30 protein-coding genes are annotated in these 26,297 nt (G+C 66.0%); 22 read left to right on the plus strand and 8 right to left on the minus strand.

The genetic code is table 11. From position 1 onward, the window contains the following. Nucleotides 1-105: 105 nt before the first annotated feature. The gene (gene purC, locus GGR90_RS02840) at nt 106-885 is read right to left on the minus strand and encodes a phosphoribosylaminoimidazolesuccinocarboxamide synthase (RefSeq protein WP_167919289.1); all 780 of its coding nucleotides are present in this window, start codon (nt 883-885) and stop codon (nt 106-108) included. 283 nt (nt 886-1,168) lie between these two features. Between purC and GGR90_RS02845 the strand changes: the two genes are divergently transcribed. Beyond that, the gene (locus GGR90_RS02845; RefSeq protein ID WP_167919291.1) at nt 1,169-2,092 is read left to right on the plus strand and encodes a crotonase/enoyl-CoA hydratase family protein; all 924 of its coding nucleotides are present in this window, start codon (nt 1,169-1,171) and stop codon (nt 2,090-2,092) included. Here the strand turns inward: GGR90_RS02845 and GGR90_RS02850 are convergent, their stop codons facing one another. Genes GGR90_RS02850 through GGR90_RS02870 form a run of 5 tightly spaced genes read right to left on the minus strand, consistent with a single transcriptional unit; the run spans nt 2,093 to nt 5,948 of the window. Beyond that, the gene (locus tag GGR90_RS02850) at nt 2,093-2,308 is read right to left on the minus strand and encodes a hypothetical protein (RefSeq protein WP_167919293.1); all 216 of its coding nucleotides are present in this window, start codon (nt 2,306-2,308) and stop codon (nt 2,093-2,095) included. A 21-nt stretch (nt 2,309-2,329) separates the two neighbouring features. Then, nucleotides 2,330-2,758 carry an SRPBCC family protein gene (locus GGR90_RS02855; protein ID WP_167919295.1) on the minus strand — a complete coding sequence of 143 codons (429 nt, stop codon included), beginning with the start codon at nt 2,756-2,758 and terminating at the stop codon, nt 2,330-2,332. Next, nucleotides 2,755-3,078, minus strand: coding sequence for an ArsR/SmtB family transcription factor (locus tag GGR90_RS02860; RefSeq protein WP_167919297.1), 324 nt, complete (start codon nt 3,076-3,078; stop codon nt 2,755-2,757). The genes GGR90_RS02855 and GGR90_RS02860 overlap by 4 nt, the downstream gene beginning before the upstream one ends. Nucleotides 3,079-3,133: 55 nt before the next feature. Then, complete coding sequence (locus tag GGR90_RS02865; protein WP_209023540.1) at nt 3,134-4,768, minus strand: alkaline phosphatase D family protein; 1,635 nt, start codon at nt 4,766-4,768, stop codon at nt 3,134-3,136. A 52-nt stretch (nt 4,769-4,820) separates the two neighbouring features. Then, on the minus strand, nt 4,821-5,948 hold the full coding sequence (locus tag GGR90_RS02870; protein WP_167919299.1) for a DUF3667 domain-containing protein: 1,128 nt from the start codon (nt 5,946-5,948) through the stop codon (nt 4,821-4,823). 79 nt (nt 5,949-6,027) lie between these two features. Between GGR90_RS02870 and GGR90_RS02875 the strand changes: the two genes are divergently transcribed. From GGR90_RS02875 to GGR90_RS02975, 21 genes are all read left to right on the plus strand, one after another. After that, on the plus strand, nt 6,028-7,314 hold the full coding sequence (locus GGR90_RS02875; protein ID WP_167919301.1) for a glutamate-5-semialdehyde dehydrogenase: 1,287 nt from the start codon (nt 6,028-6,030) through the stop codon (nt 7,312-7,314). Nucleotides 7,315-7,345: 31 nt separating this feature from the next. Further along, entirely contained in the window at nt 7,346-7,618 is a 273-nt protein-coding gene (locus GGR90_RS02880) for a CopG family ribbon-helix-helix protein (RefSeq protein ID WP_167919304.1), read from the plus strand. Continuing rightward, the gene (locus GGR90_RS02885) at nt 7,615-7,902 is read left to right on the plus strand and encodes a type II toxin-antitoxin system RelE/ParE family toxin (protein ID WP_167919306.1); all 288 of its coding nucleotides are present in this window, start codon (nt 7,615-7,617) and stop codon (nt 7,900-7,902) included. The genes GGR90_RS02880 and GGR90_RS02885 overlap by 4 nt, the downstream gene beginning before the upstream one ends. Next, the gene (locus GGR90_RS02890; protein WP_167919308.1) at nt 7,899-8,552 is read left to right on the plus strand and encodes a nicotinate-nucleotide adenylyltransferase; all 654 of its coding nucleotides are present in this window, start codon (nt 7,899-7,901) and stop codon (nt 8,550-8,552) included. Before GGR90_RS02885 ends, GGR90_RS02890 begins: the two co-directional genes overlap by 4 nt. Next, nucleotides 8,549-8,959, plus strand: coding sequence for a ribosome silencing factor (rsfS, locus tag GGR90_RS02895; RefSeq protein ID WP_209023541.1), 411 nt, complete (start codon nt 8,549-8,551; stop codon nt 8,957-8,959). Before GGR90_RS02890 ends, rsfS begins: the two co-directional genes overlap by 4 nt. Before the next feature lie 33 nt (nt 8,960-8,992). Beyond that, nucleotides 8,993-9,712, plus strand: coding sequence for a DMP19 family protein (locus tag GGR90_RS02900; RefSeq protein WP_167919310.1), 720 nt, complete (start codon nt 8,993-8,995; stop codon nt 9,710-9,712). Between the two features lies 1 nt (nt 9,713). After that, complete coding sequence (locus GGR90_RS02905; RefSeq protein ID WP_167919312.1) at nt 9,714-10,142, plus strand: 23S rRNA (pseudouridine(1915)-N(3))-methyltransferase RlmH; 429 nt, start codon at nt 9,714-9,716, stop codon at nt 10,140-10,142. Then, nucleotides 10,139-11,353, plus strand: a complete 1,215-nt coding sequence (locus GGR90_RS02910) for a murein hydrolase activator EnvC family protein (protein ID WP_167919314.1) — start codon at nt 10,139-10,141, stop codon at nt 11,351-11,353. The genes GGR90_RS02905 and GGR90_RS02910 overlap by 4 nt, the downstream gene beginning before the upstream one ends. A gap of 390 nt (nt 11,354-11,743) precedes the next feature. Beyond that, nucleotides 11,744-13,132, plus strand: a complete 1,389-nt coding sequence (locus tag GGR90_RS02915; RefSeq protein ID WP_167919317.1) for a S41 family peptidase — start codon at nt 11,744-11,746, stop codon at nt 13,130-13,132. Nucleotides 13,133-13,204: 72 nt separating this feature from the next. Continuing rightward, on the plus strand, nt 13,205-13,687 hold the full coding sequence (locus tag GGR90_RS02920) for a disulfide bond formation protein B (protein ID WP_167919319.1): 483 nt from the start codon (nt 13,205-13,207) through the stop codon (nt 13,685-13,687). Next, complete coding sequence (locus GGR90_RS02925) at nt 13,684-14,217, plus strand: demethoxyubiquinone hydroxylase family protein (RefSeq protein WP_167919321.1); 534 nt, start codon at nt 13,684-13,686, stop codon at nt 14,215-14,217. Before GGR90_RS02920 ends, GGR90_RS02925 begins: the two co-directional genes overlap by 4 nt. A gap of 80 nt (nt 14,218-14,297) precedes the next feature. Beyond that, the gene (locus GGR90_RS02930; RefSeq protein WP_167919323.1) at nt 14,298-14,906 is read left to right on the plus strand and encodes a hypothetical protein; all 609 of its coding nucleotides are present in this window, start codon (nt 14,298-14,300) and stop codon (nt 14,904-14,906) included. A gap of 292 nt (nt 14,907-15,198) precedes the next feature. Further along, nucleotides 15,199-15,519 (plus strand): hypothetical protein, encoded by a 321-nt coding sequence (locus GGR90_RS02935; RefSeq protein WP_245198379.1) that lies wholly within the window; start codon nt 15,199-15,201, stop codon nt 15,517-15,519. A 65-nt stretch (nt 15,520-15,584) separates the two neighbouring features. Further along, on the plus strand, nt 15,585-16,928 hold the full coding sequence (locus GGR90_RS02940) for a TldD/PmbA family protein (protein ID WP_167919327.1): 1,344 nt from the start codon (nt 15,585-15,587) through the stop codon (nt 16,926-16,928). Between the two features lie 12 nt (nt 16,929-16,940). Next, nucleotides 16,941-17,732 (plus strand): inositol monophosphatase family protein, encoded by a 792-nt coding sequence (locus GGR90_RS02945; protein WP_167919329.1) that lies wholly within the window; start codon nt 16,941-16,943, stop codon nt 17,730-17,732. A gap of 302 nt (nt 17,733-18,034) precedes the next feature. Then, on the plus strand, nt 18,035-18,403 hold the full coding sequence (gene rpsM, locus GGR90_RS02950; protein ID WP_167919331.1) for a 30S ribosomal protein S13: 369 nt from the start codon (nt 18,035-18,037) through the stop codon (nt 18,401-18,403). 103 nt (nt 18,404-18,506) lie between these two features. Next, nucleotides 18,507-18,896, plus strand: coding sequence for a 30S ribosomal protein S11 (rpsK, locus tag GGR90_RS02955; RefSeq protein WP_003040416.1), 390 nt, complete (start codon nt 18,507-18,509; stop codon nt 18,894-18,896). Between the two features lie 103 nt (nt 18,897-18,999). Next, nucleotides 19,000-20,058, plus strand: a complete 1,059-nt coding sequence (locus GGR90_RS02960) for a DNA-directed RNA polymerase subunit alpha (protein ID WP_058803170.1) — start codon at nt 19,000-19,002, stop codon at nt 20,056-20,058. 106 nt (nt 20,059-20,164) lie between these two features. Beyond that, nucleotides 20,165-20,587 carry a 50S ribosomal protein L17 gene (gene rplQ / locus GGR90_RS02965; RefSeq protein ID WP_167919333.1) on the plus strand — a complete coding sequence of 141 codons (423 nt, stop codon included), beginning with the start codon at nt 20,165-20,167 and terminating at the stop codon, nt 20,585-20,587. A gap of 250 nt (nt 20,588-20,837) precedes the next feature. Next, a complete protein-coding gene (locus GGR90_RS02970) occupies nt 20,838-22,751 on the plus strand; it encodes a proprotein convertase P-domain-containing protein (RefSeq protein WP_167919335.1) in 1,914 nt (637 codons plus the stop codon). Nucleotides 22,752-22,798: 47 nt separating this feature from the next. Further along, complete coding sequence (locus GGR90_RS02975) at nt 22,799-24,172, plus strand: glutamate--cysteine ligase (protein WP_167919337.1); 1,374 nt, start codon at nt 22,799-22,801, stop codon at nt 24,170-24,172. 281 nt (nt 24,173-24,453) lie between these two features. Here GGR90_RS02975 and ctrA read toward each other — a convergent pair whose 3' ends face one another. Both ctrA and GGR90_RS02985 read right to left on the minus strand, forming a co-directional pair. Next, nucleotides 24,454-25,161 carry a response regulator transcription factor CtrA gene (gene ctrA / locus GGR90_RS02980; protein ID WP_167919339.1) on the minus strand — a complete coding sequence of 236 codons (708 nt, stop codon included), beginning with the start codon at nt 25,159-25,161 and terminating at the stop codon, nt 24,454-24,456. Between the two features lie 183 nt (nt 25,162-25,344). Next, nucleotides 25,345-26,292, minus strand: coding sequence for a LysR substrate-binding domain-containing protein (locus GGR90_RS02985; RefSeq protein WP_167919341.1), 948 nt, complete (start codon nt 26,290-26,292; stop codon nt 25,345-25,347). Nucleotides 26,293-26,297 lie beyond the last annotated feature (5 nt).

Consider the following 26,297-nt stretch of genomic DNA (forward strand, 5'->3'; position numbering starts at 1 on the left):
CCGGGTAAAGCAGGGGTTAAGGAAGGAAAGCCCGCCTTATCACGGCGCTAGGCGCGCATCGGCGGCATATGGCGGGCGAAATATTAACCATGCTCGCCGATCGGCTCAGCTGCCCTTTTTCTTCCGGTGGCTTTCGAGGTCGAGCACGGCATTCTCGCCGCCCTCGGGCAGCAGGCCCAATCGGCGCGCGACTTCCTGATAGGCTTCGACCTCGCCGCCCAAATCGCGGCGGAAGCGGTCCTTGTCGAGCTTTTCGTTCGTCGTCATGTCCCACAGACGACAACCATCCGGGCTGATCTCGTCGGCGAGGATGATGCGGCTGAAATCGCCTTCGTAAAGGCGGCCAAATTCGAGCTTGAAGTCGACGAGGCGAATGCCGACCGCGGCGAACATGCCCGACATGAAGTCGTTGATGCGGATCGCCATGTCCTGGATGTCGTGAAGCTCGTCCTGGCTGCACCAGTTGAAGCAGGCGATATGCTCCTCGGCGACGAGCGGATCGCCGAGCGCGTCGTCCTTGTAGCAATATTCGATCAGGGTGCGGGGAAGCTGCGTGCCTTCCTCGATCCCGAGGCGCTTCGACAGCGTGCCAGCGGCGACGTTGCGCACGATCACTTCGATCGGCACGATCTCGACCTGCCGGATCAACTGCTCGCGCATATTGAGGCGGCGGATGAAATGGTGCGGCACGCCGATATTGCCGAGCAGCGTGAAGACATGCTCCGAAATCCGGTTGTTGAGCACGCCCTTGCCGCTGATCGTGCCCTTTTTCTGAGCGTTGAATGCGGTCGCGTCGTCCTTGAAATACTGGATCAACGTGCCCGGTTCGGGGCCTTCGTAAAGGATCTTGGCTTTGCCTTCGTAGATCTGGCGGCGGCGGGCCATGGGCAGGACTTTCTGTCGGAACCAAATGAATGACCCCGGCGGGAACGACTCATGGACGAGGCGCGGCACCGGGGCGACGGGGGCGCCTATAGCGGCAAAGGTCGGGCGCGTCATCCCCGATCCCAAACCGTCGCCCCCGCGAAAGCGGGGGCCGCTGGCAGCCTTGCGCTATGCCGATAGCGGCCACGCCTTCGCGGGGGCGACGATTGATTTACGTTTACGTAAAGTGCTTGCCCTCGACGCCTCCGCTTGCAACCATGACCGCGACCTTAGGGAGAGAGACATGAGCTTCGACCAGATTCGCCTCGACCGCCACGAAGGCATCGCGCTGCTGACGCTGCACCGGCCCGAGCGGATGAACGCCTTCACCACCGAGATGATGCTCGAAATCGTCGCGGCGCTCGACGAATGCGACGCCGACGACGGCGTGCGCGCGGTGATCTTCACCGGCGCGGGCGACCGCGCCTATTGCGCCGGCGCCGATCTGGGTCAGGGCGCCGCGACCTTCGATTATGACAAGCGCACCGACAAGCAGGCGATCCTGCCCGACGGCATGTCGGCGAGCCCCGTCGCCGAGGACGGCACGATCGACTGGTCGCACCCGCTGATCCGCGATTCGGGCGGGCGCGTCTCGATGCGCATCTTCGACTGCAAGAAGCCGGTATTAGGCGCGATCAACGGCGCCGCGGTCGGCATCGGGGCGACGATGACGCTGTCGATGGACGCGCGGCTCGCGAGCGAGGCCGCGCGCTACGGCTTCGTCTTCGCGCGGCGCGGGATCGTGCCCGAAGCCGCGTCGAGCTGGTTCCTGCCGCGCCTCGTCGGCATCCAGAATGCCGTCGACTGGTGCTATTCGGGGCGGCTGATCCCCGCGCGGGAAGCGCATGAAAAGGGCCTGGTGCAATCGGTCCACGCCCCCGGCGAGCTGGTCGACGCCGCGATCGCCAAGGCGCGCGAGATGACCGACCATAGCGCGCCGGTGTCGGTCGCGCTGACGCGCCATATGCTGTGGCGGATGCTCGGCGCGCCGCACCCGATGAGCGCGCACCGCTGGGACAGCCGCGCGATCTTCGCGCGCGGGCGCAGCGCCGACGCCGCCGAGGGCGTGTCGAGCTTTCTCGAAAAGCGCGATGCGAATTTCACCGTCAGCGTCGCGAACGACTATCCCTGGTTCGCCGAGTTCGAGGACACGCCGCCCTATAGCTGATCAGCCCGCCGCGCCGCCGCGCTTCCGGAAATAGGGCCGGAAGAACATGTAGAGGCCCGAGAACATCAGCAGGAAGAGCGGCGGCAGCGGCAGATAATAAATCCATTGGGCCGGCTCGTGCCCCGCGCCGAGCATCACGAAAATGGCAAGCACGATCGCGGTGAAGATAATCGATACCCAGCGGTGAAACTGCCGGATCCAGAGGCTCCAGTTCATAACTCTCTCCCTGTTTGAAGGTCAGTCGAGACCCGCGACAACCTTCTCGAGATTTTCGAGATGGATGCGCCAGCCGCTTTTGGCGCCGCCGAACGCCTGCTTCTGGTCGGGGCGGAAGCCGACCTGTTCGATGCGCAGCAGCGTTCCTGACGCGATGGGTTCGAGGGTGAAGGTGACTTTGCTGTCGAGGCGGTAGGCCGGGTCGTCGTGCGCGTAATTCCACGTATAGGAGAGGCTGCGTTCGGGCTCGACGTCGAGAATCTCACAATCGACATGGCCCCAGTCGCCGCGCAGCTGAAAACGGTGGCCGAGGCCGAGGCCGAAGTCGTTCTTCATCAGCCATTCCTCGATCAGATGCCGCGTCGTCAGCGCGCGCCAGATTTTTTCGGGCGGGTGCGGAATTTCGCGCTCGACGGTCACGGTGCGCGTATCGGTATCAGTATCGGTCATTGATCCATCCTTTTGAGCAAATCTTCGAGATCGTCGAACCGCGCTTCCCAGAAGCGGTTCATGCGCCCGGTCCAGTCGACGAGCGGCGCGAGCGCGCGTTGCTGCGCGCTGTAATGCGTCTGACGGCCTTCGTGCCGGTCGCGCACGAGTCCCGCCTGCTTGAGTATGCCGAGATGTTTGGAAACGGCGGGCTGCGAAATGCCGGCACCCGCGGTCAGCGCACCGACCGTCGCTTCGCCATCGAGGCAAAGCCGCTCGAACAGCGCGCGGCGCGTCGGGTCGGCGAGCGCCTTGAACAGCAAATCGGGGATCGACGCCATTTAATCCATAACTCCTTGGCTATGGATTTCTCATAACCACCGAGTTATGAATGTGTCAAGCGTCGTATTTTCTGTGCCCGCGCGTCGCCGTCATGCTGTGGGTGTCTTTGAGCCCCGGCCTATGGCTGCGGATCGTTTCGACGCTGTGCCAGTTCGCGGTCACCCGCTCGTGCGTCAGCTGCACCGTCACATAGCCGCGATCCGCCGTATTCGCCCATTGGAGCTGCGGCGATGCGGCGCGCAGCGCCGATACGCGCGTGGCGTCGGAAATCCCGGGCGTATAGGCCTCGAACCCCGGCGAGGTGACGCTGTGGCCCGCGATCTCGATCCCGGCGGGGCGCCCGTCGTGCGTCAGGTCGAACGCCCAGGCATTGTGACTGTCGCCCGAGAGCGTGACCAGATCGGCGTTGGCCTTTTGCGCAGCCGCGAGCAAGCGGTTCCGTGCCGCGGGATAACCGTCCCAGCTGTCCATGTTGAGCGGCAGGCCTGCCTTTGCCGCGAGCTGCGACATTTCGACGCGGCGCCTGACATAGTCGGGCTGGTCGGCGCCGAACCAATCGCGCGATTCGGGCGGCGTGAACAGGCTGCCCATCACGATCTGCTGCGCGCAGACCTGCCAGCGCGTGCCCGCCTTCACCGATTGCGCCAACCCGTCGAACAGCCATCGCTCCTGATCGGCGCCCATCAATTGGCGCGCCGGGTCGCGATAATCGCTTTCGGCGAATTGCTTCAGCGCCGCCGCGGGGTCGCCCTTGCCCTCCAATATATCGCCGAGGTCGAAAACCTTGTCGCGCGCGGTGATCCGCGTTTCGGGCAGAAAGATCGTCGCGAGATCGCCCGCCTGATAATGGCGCCAGCGCGTGTCGGCGACGGGCATCCATTCGCCATGCGCGCGTTCGGCCGCGGCTTCGCGAACGCGCCAGTCGCCCTCGCCTTCGTTGTGATTTTCGGCGCCGCCCTTCCAGACGTCGTTCGCGAATTCATGGTCGTCCCACTGCGCGATCATCGGGAACAGCGCGTGGAGGCGCTGGAGGTCGGGGTCGGCGCGATAGGCGGCGTAGCGCAGCCGATAGTCGGCGAGGCTCACCATCTCGTGCGTCGGCTGGATCTCGCGCCCCGGCAGCGCGTCCTTTAGTGACGGATAATCGCCGACCTTATATTCGTAGAGATAGTCGCCGACATGCGCCACGAGATCGATGTCGTTCCGGGCCGCGGCGTGGGCATAGGCGTTGAACCAGCCGAAGGGCAGGTTCGCGCAGGAGAAGAGCGCGATCGTAAAGGCGCTCGTCGGGCCGGCGGGAAGCGTGCGCGTGCGGCCGGTGATCGATGTCGTCCCGTCGGGCGCGACGAAGCGGTAGAAATACCAGCGGCCGGGCTCGAGTCCGTCGATGGCGATTTTGGCGGTGTGATCGCGCTCCCCCCTCACGGTGACTTCGCCGCCCGCCGCGATGCGCGCGAAATCGGCGCTTTCGGATAGCTCGACCGTCAGCGCGGTGTCGTTCGCCGCGGCATAGCGCGTCCACAGCAGCACCGAATTCGCCCCCGGCTCGCCGCTCGCGACGCCGTGGGTGAAGCCCTGCGCCAGCGCGGCGGCCGCAGCGCCCGGCAGCGACAGCGCGGCGAGCCCCGCGGTGCCGAGCTTGATGAGCAGACGGCGATCGATCTCGTGCCACAATGGATGCACCCGCATATCCTCCCGCGTTGCCGGGTCTGTGGCCCGTCTTTGTTACAGCCTTTCGCGCCTAGCCGCTGATCCCCACCGCGAGCAGCAGCAGCATGAACCCGATCACCGCGAACAGGCTGAAATAGAGGAGCAGCGTCGCGCGCACGAGCGACGCGAAGCGCGATGAGCGATAGGCGCCGCGCAGCTGGCGATACATGTGGAACGGTACATAGAGCATCGCGAAAAAGATCGCGAGTTCGCCAAAGATCGTCAGGTTCAAAAGCCGCACGACGACGAACAGCAGCAGCATGAACGAAATCGAATAAGTGACGAAGACGAAATGATCGTAGGTGTGAAAGCGCCGGCTGAACGGAAAGAGCAGCCACATGAAGGGCAGCGACAGCGGGATCAGCGCCCAGGCGAATTTATAGGCGTTCGCCTGGATCTTGTAGAGCAGCAGCCCCGGGTTCGCGATCGCCTTTGCGGCGGCCTCGTCAATAGCGGGAATGCCGGTATCGACCTTTGTCCGCGTCACGAAATCCACGCTGGTCATCACCTGCTCCGCGGGATCGTCCAGCACCGGCGGCCCCTTCTCGCGCTCCTCCCGCGTCATGCGACGCTCGACGCCGAGATAGTGGGCGCTTTTCAGAAGCGTTTCGCGTTCCCGTTCCAGCTCCTCGCGTTCGGCGGGAGGCAGATCTTTGAGCGCCAGCCGCGCATCGACCCGGTCGACTTCCTCCTCGAAACTGACCTTCAGCGCATTCGATTGCGTTTGCGCGGCGGCCTCCTTCGCTATCACCTCGCCGACGCCGCCGCCGCTGCCGACCATCGCGAGCACCGCATAGGTCAGGAACACCGCGAACAGGAACAGCGCGAGCGGCGAGATGAAGCGCGCGCGCTCGCCATGGATATAGCGGCGCGTCAGGTCACCCGGCCGCCATGCCAGCAACGGCAGCGTGTTCCAGATCTTGCCTTCGAAATGAAAGATCGCGTGGACCAGGTCGTGCCCGATCGCGCCGAAGCTGCGGTGGACGTCGGCGCGCTGGCCGCAATAGTGGCAATGCGAGCCGGCGAGGCTGGTGCCGCAATTGAGGCAGCGCGGCGGCGCATGGCCGCGTGCTTTGCCCTCGCCGTGGCGCGATTCGACCGCGCGCGCCGCCAAGCCCGCGGTCACCGCGCTGCCGATACCCTCGATATCCCCTGTCATGGCGCCCTGCCTAAAGCCGCGCGTGCCGGCGCGCAACGGGGCTTTCGAGAGTCGCGCGAAACATGATAGTGGCGGCGCCATGAACGCCGACGCCCTGACCGCCCCGCCGCTGCCCGGTGATGCCGCCGCCCTGATCGCCGACATGGGCGCGCACGCGCGCGTCGCGGCGAAACGGCTCGCGCTGACGCCGACCGCCGACAAGGCGGCGGCGCTGGTTGCGGCCGCGGCGGCGATCCGTGCGCGCGCGGCCGAGATACTCGCCGCCAATGCCGAGGATATGGCGGCCGGGCAAAAGAACGGCCTCTCCGCCGCGATGCTCGACCGGTTGCGGCTCGACGAAGGACGGCTCGGCGGAATCGCCGATGCGATCGACGCGGTCGCGGCGCTTCCCGACCCGGCCAGCAGCGAGATCGACCGCGTGACGCGCCCGAACGGGCTGGTGCTGAGCCGCGTGCGCGTGCCACTCGGCGTCGTCGGCATCATTTATGAAAGCCGGCCCAATGTGACCGCCGACGCGGCGGCGCTCGGACTGATGGCGGGCAATGCCGTGATCCTGCGCGGCGGCAGCGAGGCGGTGCATTCGAACCGCGCGCTTCACGCGGCCTTCGCGGCGGGGCTCGTAGAGGCGGGCCTCTCCGCCGACGCGGTGCAGCTCGTGCCCACGCAGGACCGCGCCGCGGTCGGCGCGATGCTGCGCGCGCAGGGACTGATCGACATCATCATTCCGCGCGGCGGCAAGGGCCTCGTCGCGCGCGTGCAGGACGAGGCGCGCGTGCCGGTGCTCGCGCATCTCGACGGGATCAACCATCTCTATATCGACGGCGCCGCCGACCCGGCGAAAGCGGTCGCGCTTGCGGTCAACGCCAAGATGCGCCGCACCGGCGTCTGCGGCGCGACCGAGACGATCCTGATCGACCGCGCCTATCCCGCCCCGCTCGCGATTATCGATGCGCTGGTCGCAGCTGGCTGCGAGGTGCGCGGCGACAAGGTGATTGCGGCGCTCAGCCCGCATGTCGAAGCCGCGTCAGCGGGCGACTGGGACTGCGAATATCTCGACGCGATCGTATCGGTTGCGGTGGTCGACGGCCTTTCCGGCGCGCTCGCACATATCGACGCGCATTCGAGCCGCCACACCGACGCGATCGTCACCGAGGATGCCGCGACCGCCGAGCGCTTCCTGACCGGCGTCGACAGCGCGATCGTGATGCACAACGCCTCGACGCAGTTCGCCGATGGCGGCGAATTCGGCCTCGGCGCCGAAATCGGTATCGCCACGGGCCGCCTCCACGCGCGGGGTCCGGTCGCGCTCGAAGGGCTCACCACCTATAAATGGCTGGTGCGTGGGAACGGGCAGACGCGCACTTGAATCATTTGTATACAAGTGATACATTCCAACTATGACCAAGCATTCAGTCATCTCGACACGCATCGACGCCGACACCATGGCGCTGATGGACAATCTCGCTACGGCGCAGGGTCGCAGCAGAGCTTGGCTGGTAGCGCAGGCGGTGCGCGAATATGCCGAACGCGAAGCGGAGATGCTGGCCTTTATCGAAGAAGGCGAACGATCCGCACGCGAAGAGCCGCTGATCTCCGCCGAAGAGATGCAGGAATGGATTTCCGCCAAGCGGAAAGAAATCCGGGCCAAGCGCAATAAAGACGCGGCGTGACGCCGGTTCAATGGTCCCGTCTTTCGCGTGAGGATCTGAACAATGCGGTCGATCGTCAGGTCGACGCGAATTTCGACATCGCGGTCGCCTTGCTCGAAGAAGCTTCCAAAGCCACTATTTTCCTCGCGACCTCGCCCCGCGCCGGAACACCGGTCGGCGCCCAAGGCCGACGAAAGTGGCGTCTCGGCAAGCTGCCATACGCCTTGATCTATCATGTCGATGCCAAGCGCGTTCTGATCTTGCGTGTCGCGCATTTGCGCAGCGACTGGCAAACCCTGCCATGATCCCCACCGGCCTCCTCGGCGGCAGCTTCAATCCCGCGCATGGCGGGCATCGCGCGATCAGCCTGAATGCGATCAAGGCACTGGACCTGGGTGAGCTGTGGTGGCTCGTCTCGCCGGGCAATCCGCTGAAGCCCAAGGCGGGCATGGCGTCGCTTCCGGCGCGCCTCGCTTCGGCGCGGCGCATGGCGCGGCGCTCCCCCATTCGCGCGACCGCGATCGAGGCCGAGCTGGGCACGCGCTACACGATCGACACGCTGAGGAAGCTCGTTCACCTCTACCCGAACCGCCGGTTCATCTGGATCATGGGCGCCGACAATCTGGTCCAGTTGCCCCAATGGCGCGACTGGCGGGAGATCGCGCGGTTGATGCCGATTGCGGTTATCGCGCGTCCGGGCTATAACGACCGCGCCCATGCAAGACGTGCGATGGGATGGCTGCGGCGATTTGTCCGGCCCGCAGACCAGAAGAAGCATTGGACAGACTGGAGACCGCCCGCCCTCGTGTTCCTGCGATTTTCGCCCGATGTGCGATCCGCAACTGCGATACGGCAGGCCAACCCCCGCTGGTTCGAACGCTATGAAGGCCGCGCGATGCGCGACCCGCTGACGCGTTCATGGCTGGTGGAACCGACCGAGAAAGGACGCATTTGATCTCCGCCGACAAGGGTAACGCGCCCGGCGCCGCACCCGCCCCGACGTCTTCGGACGATAGCGTGGACATGCTCCACGCGCTGATCCTCCACCAGCTGGACGAGGATCAGGCCCAGGAAACCATCTCTATCCCGCTGGCCGGCAAGAGCAGCATCGCCGACCATATGGTGATTGCGAGCGGCCGCTCGACGCGCCATGTCTCGGCGATCGCCGAGAAGCTGGCGCAGCGGATCAAGCAGGAAGCCGGCCGTCAGGTTCGCGTCGAAGGGCTGCCCAACGCCGATTGGGTGCTGATCGATGCGGGCGACGTCATCGTCCACCTGTTCCGTCCCGAGGTGCGCAGCTTCTACAATCTCGAGCGCATGTGGTCGTTCGGCGACGCACCGCCGGTCGCAGCAGCGAATTGACCTGAATCCGTGAGCGCCGGTGACGCGACGCCCGTGGACACGCGCCCAACTTTAACGCCCGAAGACTTCGAGGAGCGAGCCACCTATGTCGATTCCGGCTGGTGGCTGACCGGCGAAGGCTTGATCCATACACCATCGGTGATGAACATCCCCGGCTGGAATCTCTACGGCCATTCCGGCAATGCGCAGCTCACTGAAGCGCAGCGGGTGCTGATGATGTGGTCAGACCTGGTCGGCCAAGTCGCAAACGGTGGTTTCGAGCAATTCATATCCAATTATACGGAAACGCTAGCGCTGGCGCATCGGCTCATCGCAAAACTGGAATGGCCCGAACTGTTCGAACGCTTCGATCCCGCTTTCCGTGAGCAGGCTGGCGATCCGGCAAACCCCCAGCCCGTCGATTTAAGCCCATGGGGGTGGGAAGCCGACGAACCGGGAGCCCATCGAGCCCATATGCTGGACAGCCTCGCGCGCCACAAAACGCGATGGCGGCCATGGGCGCGGCGGCGCGAAATGGCCCTGTACGATCAATTGTCCGACACAATTTTGCAGACCTTGTACAATATGGCGGTGTCGAACGGCGAAATACAGCCTGTCGAAAAGCATCAGGTAGAATATGAGCCACCCCCCTGTGTGGCAGCGGAAGCTTTCGACACATGGTTCTACCTCGACAGCACGCGTCAGGAATCGCGGCATTATGTCGGCTCCTATATTCGCGCGCACCGCGATCAATTGTGCCGAATAGACGGCTGATATGCTGCTGCACATCATCGCGCGCGGGCGCATCGGGCGTTCCCCCGAGGCCGAGCTGGTCGAGCGTTATATGAAGCGCGTGACCTGGGCGCAGAAGATTTCCGAACTTCCCGACACCGGCGGGCGGATGCCCGCCGCGGCGGAGAACAGCCGCACGATCCTGCTCGATGAGGGCGGCGAGCAGATGTCGTCGCTCGAATTCGCGCGGCTCCTCGAAAAATGGCGCGACGGCGGGGTGCGCGAGACGCGCTTCTGCCTCGGTGCCGCCGACGGCTTCACGGCGCAAGAGCGCGAAGGCGCCGACAAGGTCATCGCCTTCGGGCGCGCGACCTGGCCGCATTTGATGGCGCGCGCGATGCTCGCCGAACAATTGTGGCGCGCGACGAGCATCGTCGCCGGCCATCCCTATCACCGCGAAGGCCGGCAATGAGGCGCGCGCTTGCCGTCCTTGCGACCATCTCCGTCTTTGCCGGCGGCGCGCTCGCGCTGGCGCAGAGCGATATTTTCGATCCCGGTGCCATCGCCGTGCACGAGCGCGAACAGCTGATCGACGCGAAACAGCAGTCGGCCGCCGCGATGGCGCGGAGCGCGCTGCTCGAAAAACAGGCGGAAGCCGCGAGCAGCGAAGCCGACCGGCTGAAGAAGCGCAGCGCCGCGCTCGCCGCGCGGATCCAGTCGGCCGAAGCCGACATCAGCGCCGGCGAGGCGCGCGTCGCGCTCGTCAGCCGCCGCCTGTCGGCGCGGCGCGCGCGGCTCGCCGAGCAGCAGCAGCCCTTGCTGGAACTCGCCGCCTCGCTCCAGCAACTGAGCCGCCAGCCGCCGGTCAGCGTGCTCGCGCAGCCGGGGTCGCTTTCCGACATGGTCCACGCGCGCGCGGTGATCGACGCCGCGATGCCGGTGATCGAGCGCCGCACCGCGGACGTGCGCCGCGAACTTACCTTGCTCGACGCCGCGCGGCGGCAACAGGCGGTGGCGCTGAAGGCGCTGTCGGCGAGCCAGGCGCAGCTCGCGCACCGCCGCGACGCGCTGACCCGGCTGGAAAACGAAGGCCGGCTGCGCTCGCGCGAGCTGATGAGCAGCGCGCAGCTCGAAGCCGACCGCGCGCTCGGGCTTGGCGAGAAGGCGCGCGACATCGTCGAGCTGATGGACTCGCTCGAAGCCGACGGCGCGGTGCGCGCCGAACTCGCCGAGCTCGCGGGGCCGCTCCCGCGCCCGCGCAACCCCAAAGATCCTATCGCCGTCGCCGCGCCGCCCGCCGCGGCCAATGCCGAGCTGACCCGCGGCGCCTATCGCCTGCCCGTCGTCGGGCGCATCGTTACGGGGCTCGGCGAGGTCAATGAAAGCGGCGTGCGATCGCGCGGCATCACGATCGCGGCGCGCCCCGGCGGACAGGTCGTCGCCCCCGCGCCCGGCCGCGTCGGCTTCGCCGGCGATTATCGCGGCTATGGCAAGATCGTCATCATCGACCATGGCGGTGGCTGGGTCTCGCTCCTGACCGGCATGATCGCGCTGTCGGTCGGGGTCGGCGACACGGTGGATGCCGGCGCGCCGGTCGGCCGCGCCGGATCGGACGACAGCCGCATCACGGTCGAGCTTCGCCGCGCCGGTCGCCCCGTCGATGTCGTTGCGATGATCGGTTAATCGGGCGTTCGACGGAGGTCTCGCATAGGGATGCCCCGCTTGACCCACGCAGATTTGCGTAGGATGATGGCGTGCCGGGGTTTAGGGTCTTTCCGGTCTAGATTGAAACGTCGTGACGGAGTCGATTTTGGCCGAGTGCAAGGAGAGAGGAGGGAGCAATGCCTTTGCATCGTGACCGACGATCGACGCGGCAATCGGCCAAAATCGGCCCGCCCCTTCGGGGTTGGTGCTGAAAGCGCCTCGGACAGCGTCGCGTTGCTTGTCCGGGCAACCAGCCCGGCCCGCGCAACGCTCCTCGCCGAGACGCTTTCAGCGCCAATCACGACGCTTCAATCTAGACCGGAAAGACCCTATAAGGCGGGAAGGCTCTCGCCCGCGTGAAAGATTGAAATGACCGACTCGACCAAAACCGCCGCTTCTCCGAAACGCCGCTTCGCCTTGTGGCAGGGCGCCGCCGCGCTTTCGACGCTGGCGCTCGTCCCGCTCGCGACCGGCGCGATGGCGAGCGTCGATTCGAAGACGCAGGAAGAAATCGCGCGCTTCATGGACGTCTATCTCGAAGTGAAGGCGAACTATGTCGAACCGGTCGAGGATTCGGAACTGATCGAGGGCGCGATCAACGGCATGCTCGCCAGCCTCGATCCGCATTCGGGCTATCTCGACGCGCGCGGCTTTTCCAACCTTCGCACCCAGACCGACGGTGAATATGGCGGGCTCGGCCTGTCGGTGACGATGGAGGACGGCGTCGTCAAGGTGATCGCGCCGACCGCCGACACCCCGGCCGACCGGGCGGGGATCAAGGCGGGTGATTATATCACCCACATCAACGAGGAGCTGATCTTCGGCATGACGCTCGACGAAGCGGTCGAGCAGATGCGCGGCCGCCCCGGCACGCCCATCGACATCACGATCGTCCGCGAAGGCCAGGACAAGCCGCTCGAGATGACGCTGACGCGCGAGATCATCGACCTGAAACCCGTGAAATGGGAAGTCAGCGGCGACGTCGGCGTGCTCACCGTCACCAATTTCTCGGCCGACGCGACCGCCGACCTCAAGGCCGCGATGATGGCGGTCGAAAAATCGCTGGGCAAGACGCCGCGCGGCTGGATCCTCGACCTGCGGTCGAACCCCGGCGGGCTGCTCGACGAAGCCGTCGGGATCAGCGACCTGTTCCTCGAACGCGGCGAAATCGTCTCGCAGCGCGGGCGCAAGAAGGGCGACATCGAACGCTATTTCGCCGAACCGGGCGACGCCGCCGGCGGCGCGCCGGTGATCGTGCTGATCGATTCGGGATCGGCCTCGGCCTCCGAGATCGTCGCGGGGGCGTTGCAGGATCAGCACCGCGCGGTCGTGATGGGCGAACGCAGCTTCGGCAAGGGATCGGTGCAGACGGTGCTGCCGCTGACCGACACCACCGCGCTGCGCCTGACCACTGCACGCTATTACACGCCCTCGGGCCGCAGCGTGCAGGAAGGCGGAATCGACCCCGACATCCAGGTGCCGCAGCTCAGCGATCCCGACTACGCCTCGCGGCCCAAATTCCGCGAGAGCGACCTGCGCCGTCACCTGATCAACGAAAAGAAGGTCGACGACGGCCTGCTCGAAAAGGACGAGAAGGCCGACCCGCGCTTCACCGCGACCGCGGCCGAGCTCAAGGAAAAGGGCATCGAGGATTTCCAGCTCCACTATGCGCTGCAGACGATCGGGCGGATCGGCCCGGGAACGGCGCGCATGGCGCAGGCTGGAAAACCCGGCGCCAAGCCCGCGCGCCGCAACTGACGCGTGATCGCCATGCCCCCTTTTCGTCATCCCGGCGAAGGCCGGGATGACGATAATTCAAGGTAAGTGTTGATGCTGAAATCGCGCCTCGCCGCGCCGATCGCCGCGTTCGCGGGGCCGCTTTTGCTCTATGGCGGGGCGCTCGTGTCGCAATATGGCTTCGGCCTGCATCCGTGCGAGATGTGCTATTGGCAGCGCTGGCCGCATCAGGTGGCGATCCTGCTCGCGCTGCTGGCGCTGCTGCTGCGTCGCAACGACAAGGCGATGCGCGCGCTCACCCTGCTCGCCGCGATCGCGATCGCGGTCAGCGGCGCGATCGGCGTCTTTCACGCCGGGGTCGAATATGGATTTTGGGAAGGCATCACGACCTGCGCGACCGGCGCCGCCGGCCCCGTCACGCTCGATTCGATCATGAATGCGCCGCTGATCCGCTGCGACGCGGTGCAATGGTCGCTCTTCGGCATTTCGCTCGCGGGGTTCAACGCGATCTTCTCGTTCGCCGCCGCCGCGCTCGTCTTGACCTTGCTGCGTCGCGGGCGCACATCGGCGACATGACCGACGCCCCGGAAAAGAGTAATCGGCGCACCGCATCGATGATCCGCGTCGACCAGGCGGGCGAATATGGCGCGACGCGCATCTATGCTGGCCAGCTCGCGGTGATGGGCGACCGCCACCCGATGGCGCGCGAGATCGCGCATATGGCCGAGCAGGAAGAGCGGCACCGCCGATTCTTCGACGCGATGATCGCCAAGTGCGGCGTGCGCCCGACCGCGCTCCAGCCGGTCTGGAACGTCGCGGGCTTCGCGCTCGGCGCGGTGACCGCCGCGATGGGGCCGCGCGCGGCGATGGCATGCACCGCCGCGGTCGAGACCGAGATCGACCGCCATTATCAGCACCAGCTGGGTGAACTGGGCGACAGCGACCCCGAGCTCAGCGCCGCGGTCGAGGATTTTCGCGCCGAGGAGCTCGAGCATAAGGAGGCCGCGCTGAAGGCGGGCGCCGAAAGCGCCCCCGGCTACCCGATCCTCAGCCTCGCGATCCGCGCCGGTTGCCGTGCAGCCATCGCGCTGTCGAAACGTATCTGATACAGAAAAGCCCCCGCGTCGTTTATGACCGATGCAGGGTCGCGGTGCCACGCCGCGTCAAATTGACAAAGGAAGATCCGATGACCCGCCTCCCCCTGTTCGCGCTGATCCTCGTCGGCAGCGCCGCCGCCCTGCCCGCCGCCGCTCAGGAAGCGCCGGCGGACGCCGACAAGATCAACCAGGTCATCATTTACGGCGACGACAAGTGCGAACAGTCGAGCCCCGACGAGATCGTCGTGTGTAACCGCCTGCCCGAAACCGAACGTTATCGCGTGCCCGAGATGCTGCGCGGCGACCCGCTCGATCCGCGCAACGAAGCCTGGGCGAACAAGGTGGTCGCGCTCGAACGCGTCGGCCGCTTCGGCACCGACAGCTGCTCGCCGACCGGCCTCGGCGGCTTCACCGGCTGCACGCAGGCGCTTCTCGCGGGCGCGCGCGCCGAACGGCGCGCCGCCGACAAGACCGACTGGCAGGCGATGATCGCCGACGAGCGCGCCAAGCGCCTGGCGGGCATCGACGCCGCGGCCGAGGAGGTCGAGGCCGCCGTCGTCGCCGAAGAGCGTGCACTCGCCGAACGGCAGAAGGCGGCCGAGGATCTCGAACGCCAGGCCAATGGCGAGCCCCCCGCCGCGCCGACCGCTCCCGACGAGGCCGACGCCGAGCCGCTGCCGATGCCGCCGCAGCGCTGATCGGCAGCCCCTACCCCTATCCCCTGTTTGCCGGCCCTGCCCACGGCCCATACTGCCAATATTGCAGCGTTTTTTGCGATTCGGCGCGATTTGGTTGCGAATCCGCGCCGAATCGAGTGCAAAAATTAACGAATCGCGGGCAAGCTGTCTTGACTTGGGAATTTTTGGGGCAAAACGTGCGGTTCTGGGAATCGCCAGCCTAGGGGGCTGTAATATGGCATCAGCATTTGGACCGCGCCTGTGGAGGCGCACGGCAGTCAGTGTGCCGCCGGCACGGAGTCTCGGCCGCCGAATGACATGGCATGCCGCCGCCGCCCTCCTCGCCTTCGCCGCGCTACAGATCTGGCTCGTGATGAGCGTGGTCAACGCCGGGGCGCCGTCCGCTTTCATCGTCGTCGCGCTGGTCATGCTTCTCGCACTCGCGCTTCCGGTCGCGCGGTCGACCGAACGCCACTGGTATCATCTGAGCCGCCAGGCGCTCGCGAGTTGGGGCCTGCACGCGCGCTTCCGCCGCGATGTGCGCCGCCTGTGGTTCGCCGCGCTGACCCTGCCGTTCCTGTGGATCAGCGGCGCGATCGCCGCGACCGACGCGATCGCGGCGATCGCGCGCTAACCATCCGCAGCTAGGGTCAGGACCCTAGGTTTGACGCTGGCCCGCGCGCCGTATAGGGCGCGGACATGCTGACCGTTTCCGAAGCTCTCGACCGCGCGCAGATGCTCTGCGACGCCGCCGCCAAGGCGGGCGCCGACGCCGCCGACGCCCTCTATTACTGCAATGCCGCCACCTCGGTTTCGATGCGGCTCGGCGCGCTCGAGGATGTCGAGCGGTCCGAGGGGCAGGATATTTCGCTGCGCGTCTTCGTCGGGCAGCGCAGCGCGAGCGTGTCGACCGCCGACATGGACGCGGGCGAGCTTGCGAAGCTGGTCACCCGCTGCGTCGCGATGGCGCGCGAGGCACCCGAGGATCCCTATGCCGGCCTCGCGCCCGAAGAATTGCTGTTCAAGGGCGCCATTCCCGATCTCGACCTCGACGACGGCAGCGAAGCCGATCCGCAGGCGCTGCGCGAAGCGGCGCTGGCGGTCGAGGAGGCGGCGCGCGCCGTTGCCGGGGTGACCAACAGCGAGGGCGGCAGCGCGAGCCACAGCCGGACGCGCTTCGCGCTCGCGACCAGCCATGGCTTTCTTGGCGGCTATGGGTCGAGCGGGCACAGCCTTTCGGCGAGCGTCATCGCGGGCGAAGGCGCGAACATGCAGCGCGATTACGGCTGGCACAGCGCGCATCATCTGGCCGACCTCGAAAGCGTCGACGACATCGGGACACGCGCCGGCACGCGCGCGGTCGCGCGGCTGAACCCCGGCAAGGCGCCGGTCGGCAAACTGCCGGTCATCCTCGATCCCCGGATCAGCGGCAGCATCGTCGGCCATCTGCTCGGCGCGATCGCCGGCCCCGCGATCGCGCGCGGGACGAGCTTCCTGCTCGGCAAGGAAGAGCACATGCTGTTCGACAGCGGCGTCGTCATCCGCGACGAGCCGCACCGCGCGCGCGGGCTGCGCAGCCGCGCCTTCGACGGCGAGGGCCTGCCGACCGCGGCGCGCGACATCGTCGCGGACGGCAAGATCACCGGCTGGCTGCTCGACACCGCGTCGGCGAAGCAGCTCGGCCTGACGCCGACCGGCCATGCGAGCCGCGGCGGCGGCGCGTCGGGGGTCGGCGCGAGCAACCTCCATCTCGCCGCGGGCAGCGCGACGCCGGCGGCGCTGATGGAGGGCATTGCCGAGGGCGTCTATATCACCGAATTGATCGGCCATGGGGTCAACCCGGTGACCGGCGATTACAGCCGCGGCGCGTCGGGTTTCCTGATCAGGGACGGCGCGATCGCGGGACCGATCGCCGAATTCACGATCGCGGGCAATCTGATCGACATGTTCGCCGCGCTGATCCCGGCGAGCGACCTTGAATTCCGACACGGCACCAACGCGCCGACGCTGCGCATCGACGGCATGACCGTCGCCAGCAGCTAGGATCGTCAGCCGATGCCCGGCCGCAACCTGGAAGCGATGATCGCCGCGACGCGCGAGGTCGGCGACATGGCGATGGCGCGCTGGCGCGGCGAGGGCAAGGCGGTCGATGTGTGGCACAAGTCGCACGACAATCCGGTGAGCGACGTCGACCTCGCCGTCGATGCGCGATTGAAGGCCGTGCTCGGCGCGATGGTGCCCGAGGCGGGCTGGCTGTCCGAGGAAACCGCTGACAGCGAAGATCGCCTGTCGTGCCGCGCGATGTGGTGCGTCGATCCGATCGACGGCACGCGCGATTTCATCCGCGGCCGCCCGGGCTGGTGCGTGTCGGTGGCGCTCGTCATCGACGGCGCGCCCGAACTCGGCGTGCTCTACGCCCCGGCGCTCGACGAGCTGTGGGTCGCGCAAAAGGGCAAGGGCGCGACGCTCAACGGCGAGACGCTGCGCGCGAGCCGCCGGATGACCTTCGACGGGTCGCGCGTTCCCGCCGACAGCCTGCCCAAGGTCGACCGCGACCTGATCATGGTGACCAAGCCCAACAGCATCGCGCTGCGCATGGCGCTCGTCGCCGACGATCGCGCCGACCTGGTCGCGACGCTGCGCTGGGGTTTCGAGTGGGACGTCGCGGCGGCGGCGCTGATCGCGGCGGAGGCGGGCGCGGCGGTATCGGATGCCTTCGGCGAGCCGCTGAGGTTCAACACGCCGCGCGCGCAAGCGTTCGGCGTCATCGCCTGCGCCCCCGGGATTCATCGTGCGGTCGTCTCCCGCTTGCACGATCGCGCGGTCGCGCTGACGTCAAAAGATTGACCGGCACCAGCCCGCTCCCCCACCCGGCCTCCCCGACGATAGTAACCTAGGGAGGCCGGGTGGGGGAGCGGGCTGGTGCCGGTCGTTTCCGCGACAGCGGAAACAAGACGGGGCACCGCCATTCACCGCAGTCTGCTTGACTTTCCGCGCGACTCACCCTAACTGCGCGAACATTCCGACAGCCTGACCGGACGGCGAAGCGTTTTCGTGCGCATCGTGGTCCGTTTTTTGCGTTGGAAAATCAGACGCTTTGAGATGGGGCCGATTGCCAGCGCGCCCCGTGGAGCAGGAGAAAGTACCCAATGGCACGTATCGCGGGCGTCAACCTGCCCACCAACAAGCGCGTGATCATCGCGCTCACCTATATCCACGGCATCGGCCGCAAGACCGCCGTCGGCATCGCCGACAAGCTGGGCATCGACCACAGCCGCCGCGTTCAGGACCTGTCGGACGCCGAAGTCCTCCAGATCCGCGAAACGCTGGACGCCGACCACACGGTCGAGGGCGACCTGCGCCGCAACACGGCGATGAACATCAAGCGCCTGATGGACCTCGCCTGCTATCGCGGCCTGCGTCATCGCAAGGGCCTTCCCGTCCGCGGCCAGCGCACGCACACCAATGCGCGCACCCGCAAGGGCAAGGCGAAGCCGATCGCCGGCAAGAAGAAGTAAGGTCGAGTGCGTCCTTGAGGGCGCGCTTCCTTGTTTCTTTCCCTGCCGGAGCGCGGCGATCCGTCCGCCACCGGCCATTCAGGATACAGGTTAGGATTTCATCATGGCTCGTGAACCGCAGCGCCTTCGCCGGCGCGAACGCAAGAATATCTCGTCGGGTGTCGCCCACGTCAACGCGACCTTCAACAACACGATGATCACCATCACCGACGCGCAGGGCAATGCGATTGCCTGGTCGAGCGCCGGCATGATGGGTTTCAAGGGCAGCCGCAAGTCGACTCCCTATGCGGCGCAGGTCTGCGCCGAAGACGCGGGCAAGAAGGCCGCCGAACATGGCGTCCGCACGCTGGAAGTCGAAGTCAAGGGCCCCGGCGCCGGCCGTGAATCGGCGCTCCGCGCGCTGCAGGCCGTCGGTTTCCACATCACGTCGATCCGCGACGTGACGCCGATCCCGCACAACGGCGTCCGCCCGGCCAAGCGCCGCCGCGTCTGACGTCTTTCCGGGCGCGCCCCACCGCCGGGGCGCCGCCCGTATAAAATCCTCGCTGGACAGGTGGTCGACCCCCACCCGTCCCGCCCAAAGCAAAGGGAAATCCATGACTGTCAATATCCGGAACTGGCAGGAATTGAAGAAGCCCAGCAACCTGGAAATCAAGGCTGGCAGCGACGGCAAGCGCAAGGCGACCTTCGTCGCCGAACCGCTCGAGCGCGGCTTCGGCCTGACGCTCGGCAACGCGCTGCGCCGCGTGCTGCTCTCGTCGCTCCAGGGTGCGGCCATCACGTCGATCAAGATCGAGAATGTGCTCCACGAATTCTCGAGCCTGGCCGGCGTGCGTGAAGACGTCACCGACATCGTGCTCAACGTGAAGCAGATCGCGCTCAAGATGGAAGGCGAAGGCCCGAAGCGGCTCCAGCTTTCGGCGACCGGTCCCGCGACCGTCAAGGCCGGCGACATCATGGTGTCGGGCGACATCAAGGTGATGAACCCGAACCATGTCATCTGCCACCTCGACGATGGTGCGACGCTGAACATGGAACTCGTTGCCGACACCGGCAAGGGTTACGTCCCCGCGACCGCCAACCGCCCGGTCGACGCGCCGATCGGCCTGATTCCGGTCGACTCGCTCTACTCGCCCGTGCGTCAGGTCGCTTACAAGGTCGACAATGCCCGCATCGGCCAGGAACTGGACTATGACAAGCTGAACCTGACCGTCGAAACCGACGGCACGGTCACGCCTGAGGACGCCGTCGCCTATGCCGCGCGCATCCTTCAGGACCAGCTGCAGGTCTTCGTCCACTTCGAAGAAGCGATGAACGACAGCGGCCTGATCGGCATGGCGGCTTCGCCGACCACCGCCGACGAGTCGGACGTCAACCAGCTCAACCGCTTCCTCCTGAAGAAGGTCGACGAACTCGAATTGTCGGTCCGTTCGGCGAACTGCCTCAAGAACGACAACATCATCTATATCGGCGATCTCGTTCAGAAGACCGAAGCCGAAATGCTCCGCACCCCGAACTTCGGCCGCAAGTCCTTGAACGAAATCAAGGAAGTGCTGTCGTCGATGGGTCTGCGCCTCGGCATGGACATCCCCGGCTGGCCGCCCGAGAATATCGAGGAAATGGCCAAGAAGCTCGAACAGGAGCTTCTCGGCTGATCTTGCGCCCCGGCTTCGGCCGGGGCCACAACGGGAATGGGTCGGCCCGCAATCGACCTGGTCTGGGCTACCTCACACGGGCCCTTAACGAACGAAGGAATGGATTATGCGTCATAAATCGGGTGGCCGGAAGCTGCAGCGCACGAGCGCACATCGCACGGCCCTGTTCCGCAACATGTCGGCCTCGCTCATCAAGCATGAGCAGATCACGACCACCGTCGCCAAGGCGAAGGAACTGCGCCCCTATATCGAAAAGCTGATCACGCTGGCGAAGCGCGGTGGCCTTGCCAACCGCCGCCTCGCGATGAGCCGCCTGATGGACGACACGCAGCTGGTGAAGCTGTTCGACGTCCTCGCCGAACGCTACAAGGATCGCAACGGCGGCTACACCCGCGTCATCAAGGCCGGCATCCGCGCCTCGGACGCGGCGCCGATCGCGGTCATCGAATTCGTCGACCGCGACGTCGATGCCAAGGGCCAGGATTCGGGTCCGGTCGAACAATATGACGAGGACCTGGCCGAAGCCTGAGCTTCGCAGCTTCGTTAAAAGATCAGGGGCGGCGTCCGAAGGGATGCCGCCCTTTTCTTTTTGGCCGCCAGAAGGGGCGGGGCTTGGCCACCCTCCAAACTGTCCCGCGGCCGGACAGAATTGCCGTCAACTCGCCCATTTTAACCCGATATTAGCTATCCTGCCCCATAGCGGCGCCATGCAACGGCGGGACCAGAGCCGATACCGCTGGCTGGGGGGCCAGTGTTTGCAGTCTGCGCGGGCCTGTATCATGCTCGTCTGGCTGGCGTTGACGCTTGCCACAAATCCCGTCGCCGCGCAGACCACCACGACCTACAGCAACACGACCGCCGGCACGATCAATGCCGCGACGACCTGCACCGCGCCGCTGGTGCGCAATTTCACCGTCGGCACCAGCTATATCGTCGGCGACGTGGATCTCGGCCTGCTCGCGACGCACAGCTGGCGCGGCGATCTGCGCGTCACATTGCAATCGCCCGCTGGAACGCGCATCCAGCTCGTCAACGGTGATACGGGCAGCATCGACGGCAATAATTTGAATGTCCGCCTCGACGACGACGCGGCGCAGACGGTGAATACCGACGGCAACGGCACCAGTCATTCGAACAGCGCGCCGCCCTATCAGAACAGCTTCCGCCCCAATTCGCCGCTGTCGGCCTTCAACGGCGAGAACAGTGCGGGGACCTGGCGGCTCGAAATTTGCGATCAATATCCCTCGGCCGACAACGGCAATTTCGTGCGCGCCGACCTCTATCTTACCAGCCTGCCCGCTAACTATGCCGACCTGTCGTTGACCAAATCGGTCAGCAACGCCGCGCCGGCGTTCGGGGCGAGCATCAACTATGTGCTGAGCGTCACCAACGCGAGCGGGTCGGCGCTGACCGCGACCGGCGTGACGGTGGCGGACAATCTGCCCGCGGGTTTCAATTTCACCGGCGCGTCGGGTTTCGGCAGCTATAACAGCATCACCGGCGTGTGGACCGTCGGCAGCATCCCGGCAGGGACGACGCGGACGCTGACGATCAGCGGGGCCGTCTCGGCGACTGCGGGCGCGAGCGTCACCAACGGCGCCGAGATCAGCGCCTCCTCGGCCTTCGACTATGATTCGACCCCCGGCAACGGCGCGGGCGAGGATGACTATGACAGCGCCAGCTTCACCGTATCGGGCACGCGCGTCGCGGGGACGCCGCCGACGCTCGTCTGTCCCGTCGGTACGACGCTGTACGACTGGGACGGCATCAGCTGGCCCGCCGGCACGACGAGCGGCAGCGCGGCGTTGACCGCGATCGGCACGGCCAGCTTCAATATCGCGGTCAGCGGTGGCAGCTTTTTGAGCAACGCGACCTATGGCGGCCAGTCGCCGACGCGGCAGAATGTCGTCACCGGCGGGCTGGCCCCGGCGCAATATTCGATCTTCCAGCTCGTCGATTTCACCAGTCAGGCGGGGACCGTCACCTCGACGATCGCGCTGCCGACCGCGGTGCCCGGCGCGCAGTTCCGGCTGTTCGACGTCGATTACGCATCCGGCCAGTTCGCCGACCGCGTCACCGTCACCGGCACCTATAATGGCGCTGTCGTCACGCCGGTGCTGACCAACGGCAGCGCCAATTATGTGGTCGGGAACAGCGCCTATGGCGACATACTGTCGACCGACGGCAGCGCCGACGGCACGGTCACCGTGACCTTCAACGCGCCGGTCGACAGCATCACGATCGAATATGGCAGCCACAGCCTCGCCCCCGCCAATCCGGGGCAGCAGGGCATGGCGCTCCATGACATCATCTTCTGCCGTCCGACGACGAACCTCGCGATCGCGAAGACGAGCGGCATCGTCAGCGACCCGGTCAACGGCACCACCAATCCCAAGGCGATTCCGGGGGCTCGGATGCGATACTGCATCCTCGTCACCAACAATGGCAGCGGCACCGCGACCGGCATCGCCATCGCCGATCCGCTGCCCGCCGGAACGAGCTTCGTCGCCGGATCGCTGCGCAGCGGCACGAGCTGCGCGGGCGCGGCGAGCGTGGAAGACGACAATGCGAGCGGCGCCGACGAAAGCGATCCGTTCGGCGCGTCGGCCCTGGGCACGACCCTCGCCGCGGCCACCGCGACGCTCCTGCCCGCCGCCGCCATGGCGATCGCGTTCGACGTCGCGATCGACTGACGATCGGCCCCGATTGCATTCTATACCGAATAGTCTAAATGCGCGACATGAGCACGCGCACCGCCTCCGACAGCAACGATCCCATCGTCGAAAACCGCGACCAGCTCGCGGCGCCCATGATCGAGGGCGAAAAACCCAAAGACCGCTGGCGCATCGGCACCGAGCACGAGAAATTCGTCTATCGCACCGCCGACAACCGCGCGCCTTCCTATGACGAACCCGGCGGCATCCACGACCTGTTGATGGCGCTCACCCGCTTCGGCTGGGAGCCGGTGATCGAGGGCGGAAAGGTCATCGCGCTGGCGGGCAGCGATGGCACCGTCAGCCTCGAACCCGCGGGCCAGCTCGAATTGTCGGGCGCACCCGTGGAAAATCTCCACCAGACCTGCGCCGAGACCGGCCGCCACCTCAAGCAGGTAAAGGAAGTCGGCGCCGAACTCGGCCTCGGCTTCCTCGGCCTCGGCATGTGGCCCGACAAGACGCGCGCCGAGCTGCCGATCATGCCCAAGGGGCGTTACAAGATCATGCTCGACCATATGCCGCGCGTCGGCAGCATGGGGCTCGACATGATGCTGCGCACCTGCACCATCCAGACCAACCTCGACTATGCGAGCGAGGCCGACATGGTGCAGAAGTTCCGCGTGTCGCTCGCGCTCCAGCCGCTGGCGACCGCGCTCTTTGCCAGCTCGCCCTTCACCGAAGGCCGGCCGAACGGCTATATGTCGTACCGCAGCCATATCTGGACCGACACCGACCCCGCGCGCACCGGCATGCTGCCCTTCGTGTTCGAGCAGGGTTTCGGATATGAACGCTATGTCGATTATATGCTCGACGTGCCGATGTATTTCGTCTTCCGCGACGGCCAATATATCGACGCCGCCGGGCAGAGCTTCCGCGATTTCCTGAAGGGCGAGCTGCCGGCGCTTCCCGGTGAAAAGCCGCGCCTCTCCGACTGGAACGACCATCTGTCGACCGCCTTCCCCGAAGTGCGCCTCAAAAGCTTCCTCGAAATGCGCGGCGCCGACGGCGGGCCGTGGAACCGCATCTGCGCGCTACCGGCGCTGTGGGTCGGGCTGCTCTACGACCAGGGCGCGCTCGACGCCGCATGGGATCTCGTCAAGGGCTGGAGCATCGAGGAGCAGCAGAGCTTGCGCGACGCGGTGCCGAGCGAAGGCCTCGACGCCCCCGCGCCCGGCGGCGGCACCGTCGGCGAGCTTGCGCACCAAGTGCTCGACATCGCGGCCGCGGGCCTTGCGGCGCGCGGCGAGGTCAATTCGATGGGCGACAATGAAGTCGGTTTCCTCGAACCGCTCCGCCGCATCGCCAAGAGCGGCAAGTCGCCCGCGCACGACCTGCTCGACTGCTACGAAGGGCCATGGGGCGGCGATCTTTCGAAAATCTACGACGAGCTGAGCTTCTGAGACTGCGTCGGCTTTGGGGTGGGGAGCGGTCATAGCCCTCTCCCCTTCAGGGGAGAGGGTTGGGAGAGGGGGCCGAAGCGGTTCATGCCCCTCTCAACTGCGGCTAGCCGGACAAGCCGGCAAGCCTTCGTATCTCTCCCCTGAAGGGGAGAGAGCAATCGCGCTTCGGCCGCAACCGGTCGATAACGGCCTTCCAGCGCACGATGGTCACCACGCCAATAGAAAACCGGCGCGGATCGCTCCGCGCCGGTTTTCCTCGGGTAATCGTGAAGCGTGGCGCGTCAGGCGACGCGGCGCACCTCATTGCCTTCGTCGTCGATGTCGCGAAGGACGTAACCGCGGCCCCAGACCGTCTCGATGTAATTTTCGCCGTTGCACGCCAGCGCGAGTTTCTTTCTGAGCTTGCAGATGAAGACGTCGATGATCTTCAATTCGGGCTCGTCCATGCCGCCATACAGGTGGTTGAGGAACATTTCCTTGGTCAGCGTCGTGCCCTTGCGGAGCGAGAGCAGCTCGAGCATCTGATATTCCTTGCCGGTCAGATGCACGCGGGTGGTATCGACCTCGACCGTCTTGGTGTCGAGGTTGACCGCGAGCTTGCCCGTCTTGATCACGCTCTGGCTGTGGCCCTTCGAACGGCGGACGACCGCGTGGATGCGCGCGACCAGTTCGTCGCGGTGGAACGGCTTGGTGACATAATCGTCGGCGCCAAAGCCGAACGAGCGCACCTTCGAATCCATTTCCGAAATACCCGACAGGATCAGCACCGGCGTCTGCACCTTCGCGGTGCGCAGCTTTTTCAGCACGTCATAGCCGTGCATGTCGGGCAGGTTCAGGTCGAGCAGGATGATGTCGTAATCATAGAGTTTACCCAGGTCCAAGCCTTCCTCACCGAGATCGGTGGTATAGACATTGAAGCCTTCGGTGGTGAGCATCGTGTCGATCGCTTTCGCGGTCGTCGGCTCGTCCTCGATCAGCAGTACGCGCATTGGGCACCCCTTATTTCCCACGATGATCCCGCGAACCCGATCGCATGACCATCAAGGATGTCACCGACCAACCCCCGTTTGCAGGACTGCCGGAACATTAACCACGAAACTAATGAAGGGAAAAGGTTAATTTTGATTTAACCCGCAGAAGTCCGCGAGTCGCGGCCATTTTGCAACAGTCGCTCAGCCGGTTTTTCTTTCATGATGGAGGGCGATATATTGATCATGCGCGCCGGTGCAGGACATCTTCAGCGTGTCGACCAGATGGTCCGAAAGCGCGCGCACGCGGGCCGGGCGCAGCCGCGACGGTGGCGACAAGAGGTGCAGATGCGACTGCGGCAGCGACCAGTCGGTGAGGATCGGGACGACCGCGCCCGATGCCAGTTCGTCGGCGGCGATGAAGTCGGGGAGCACGGCGATCCCGACCCCCGAGACGATCAGCGGCACCGCGATGTCGCCATTGTTCGTGAACAAGGGGCCGGTTGGCAGCACCGTCGCTTCCTCGCCCTTGCGGTGAAAATGGAGCGGCATCGCACGCTGGCGGTGGCCGTAGCCGATCAGCCGGTGGCCCGCGAGGTCGAGCGGATGCTTCGGCACCCCATGTTTTTCCAGATAGGCGGGGCTCGCGATCACCGACGCCGCGACGGGCGCGATCGTCCGTGCGAGCAAGCTTGAATCGGCAAGCGGCGCGATGCGCAGCGTCAAATCGATCCCTTCGGCGACCGGATCGTTACGCGCGTCGCTCAAGAGCACCTCGATCTCGACCGCCGGATGCCGGTCGAGGAAGGCCGCGAGCGGCGGGCCGAGCACCTTGATCCCGAAGCTCATCGGCGCCGCGAGGCGGATCGGACCCGCGAGGTCGAGCCGGTCGCCGCGCGCCGCCTCGGTCGCGGCGGTCGCCGCCGCGACCATCGCGCGCGCCTCGTCGAGCAGGCCCGCGCCGGCGGTCGACACCGCGACGACGCGCGAACTCCTGTGGAGCAAGGTGATGCCGAGCGATGCCTCGAGCCGCGTCACCGCCTTCGACACGGTCGCCTTTGACAGGCCGAGCGCGGCCGCCGCCGCGGTGAAGCTGCCGCCGTCAGCGACGGCGACGAAACAGGCCCAGCCTTCATAGTCCGGAAGCGCCACGCAAT

The sequence above is a fragment of the Sphingopyxis italica genome (assembly GCF_011926545.1).
Classification (GTDB): domain Bacteria; phylum Pseudomonadota; class Alphaproteobacteria; order Sphingomonadales; family Sphingomonadaceae; genus Sphingopyxis; species Sphingopyxis italica.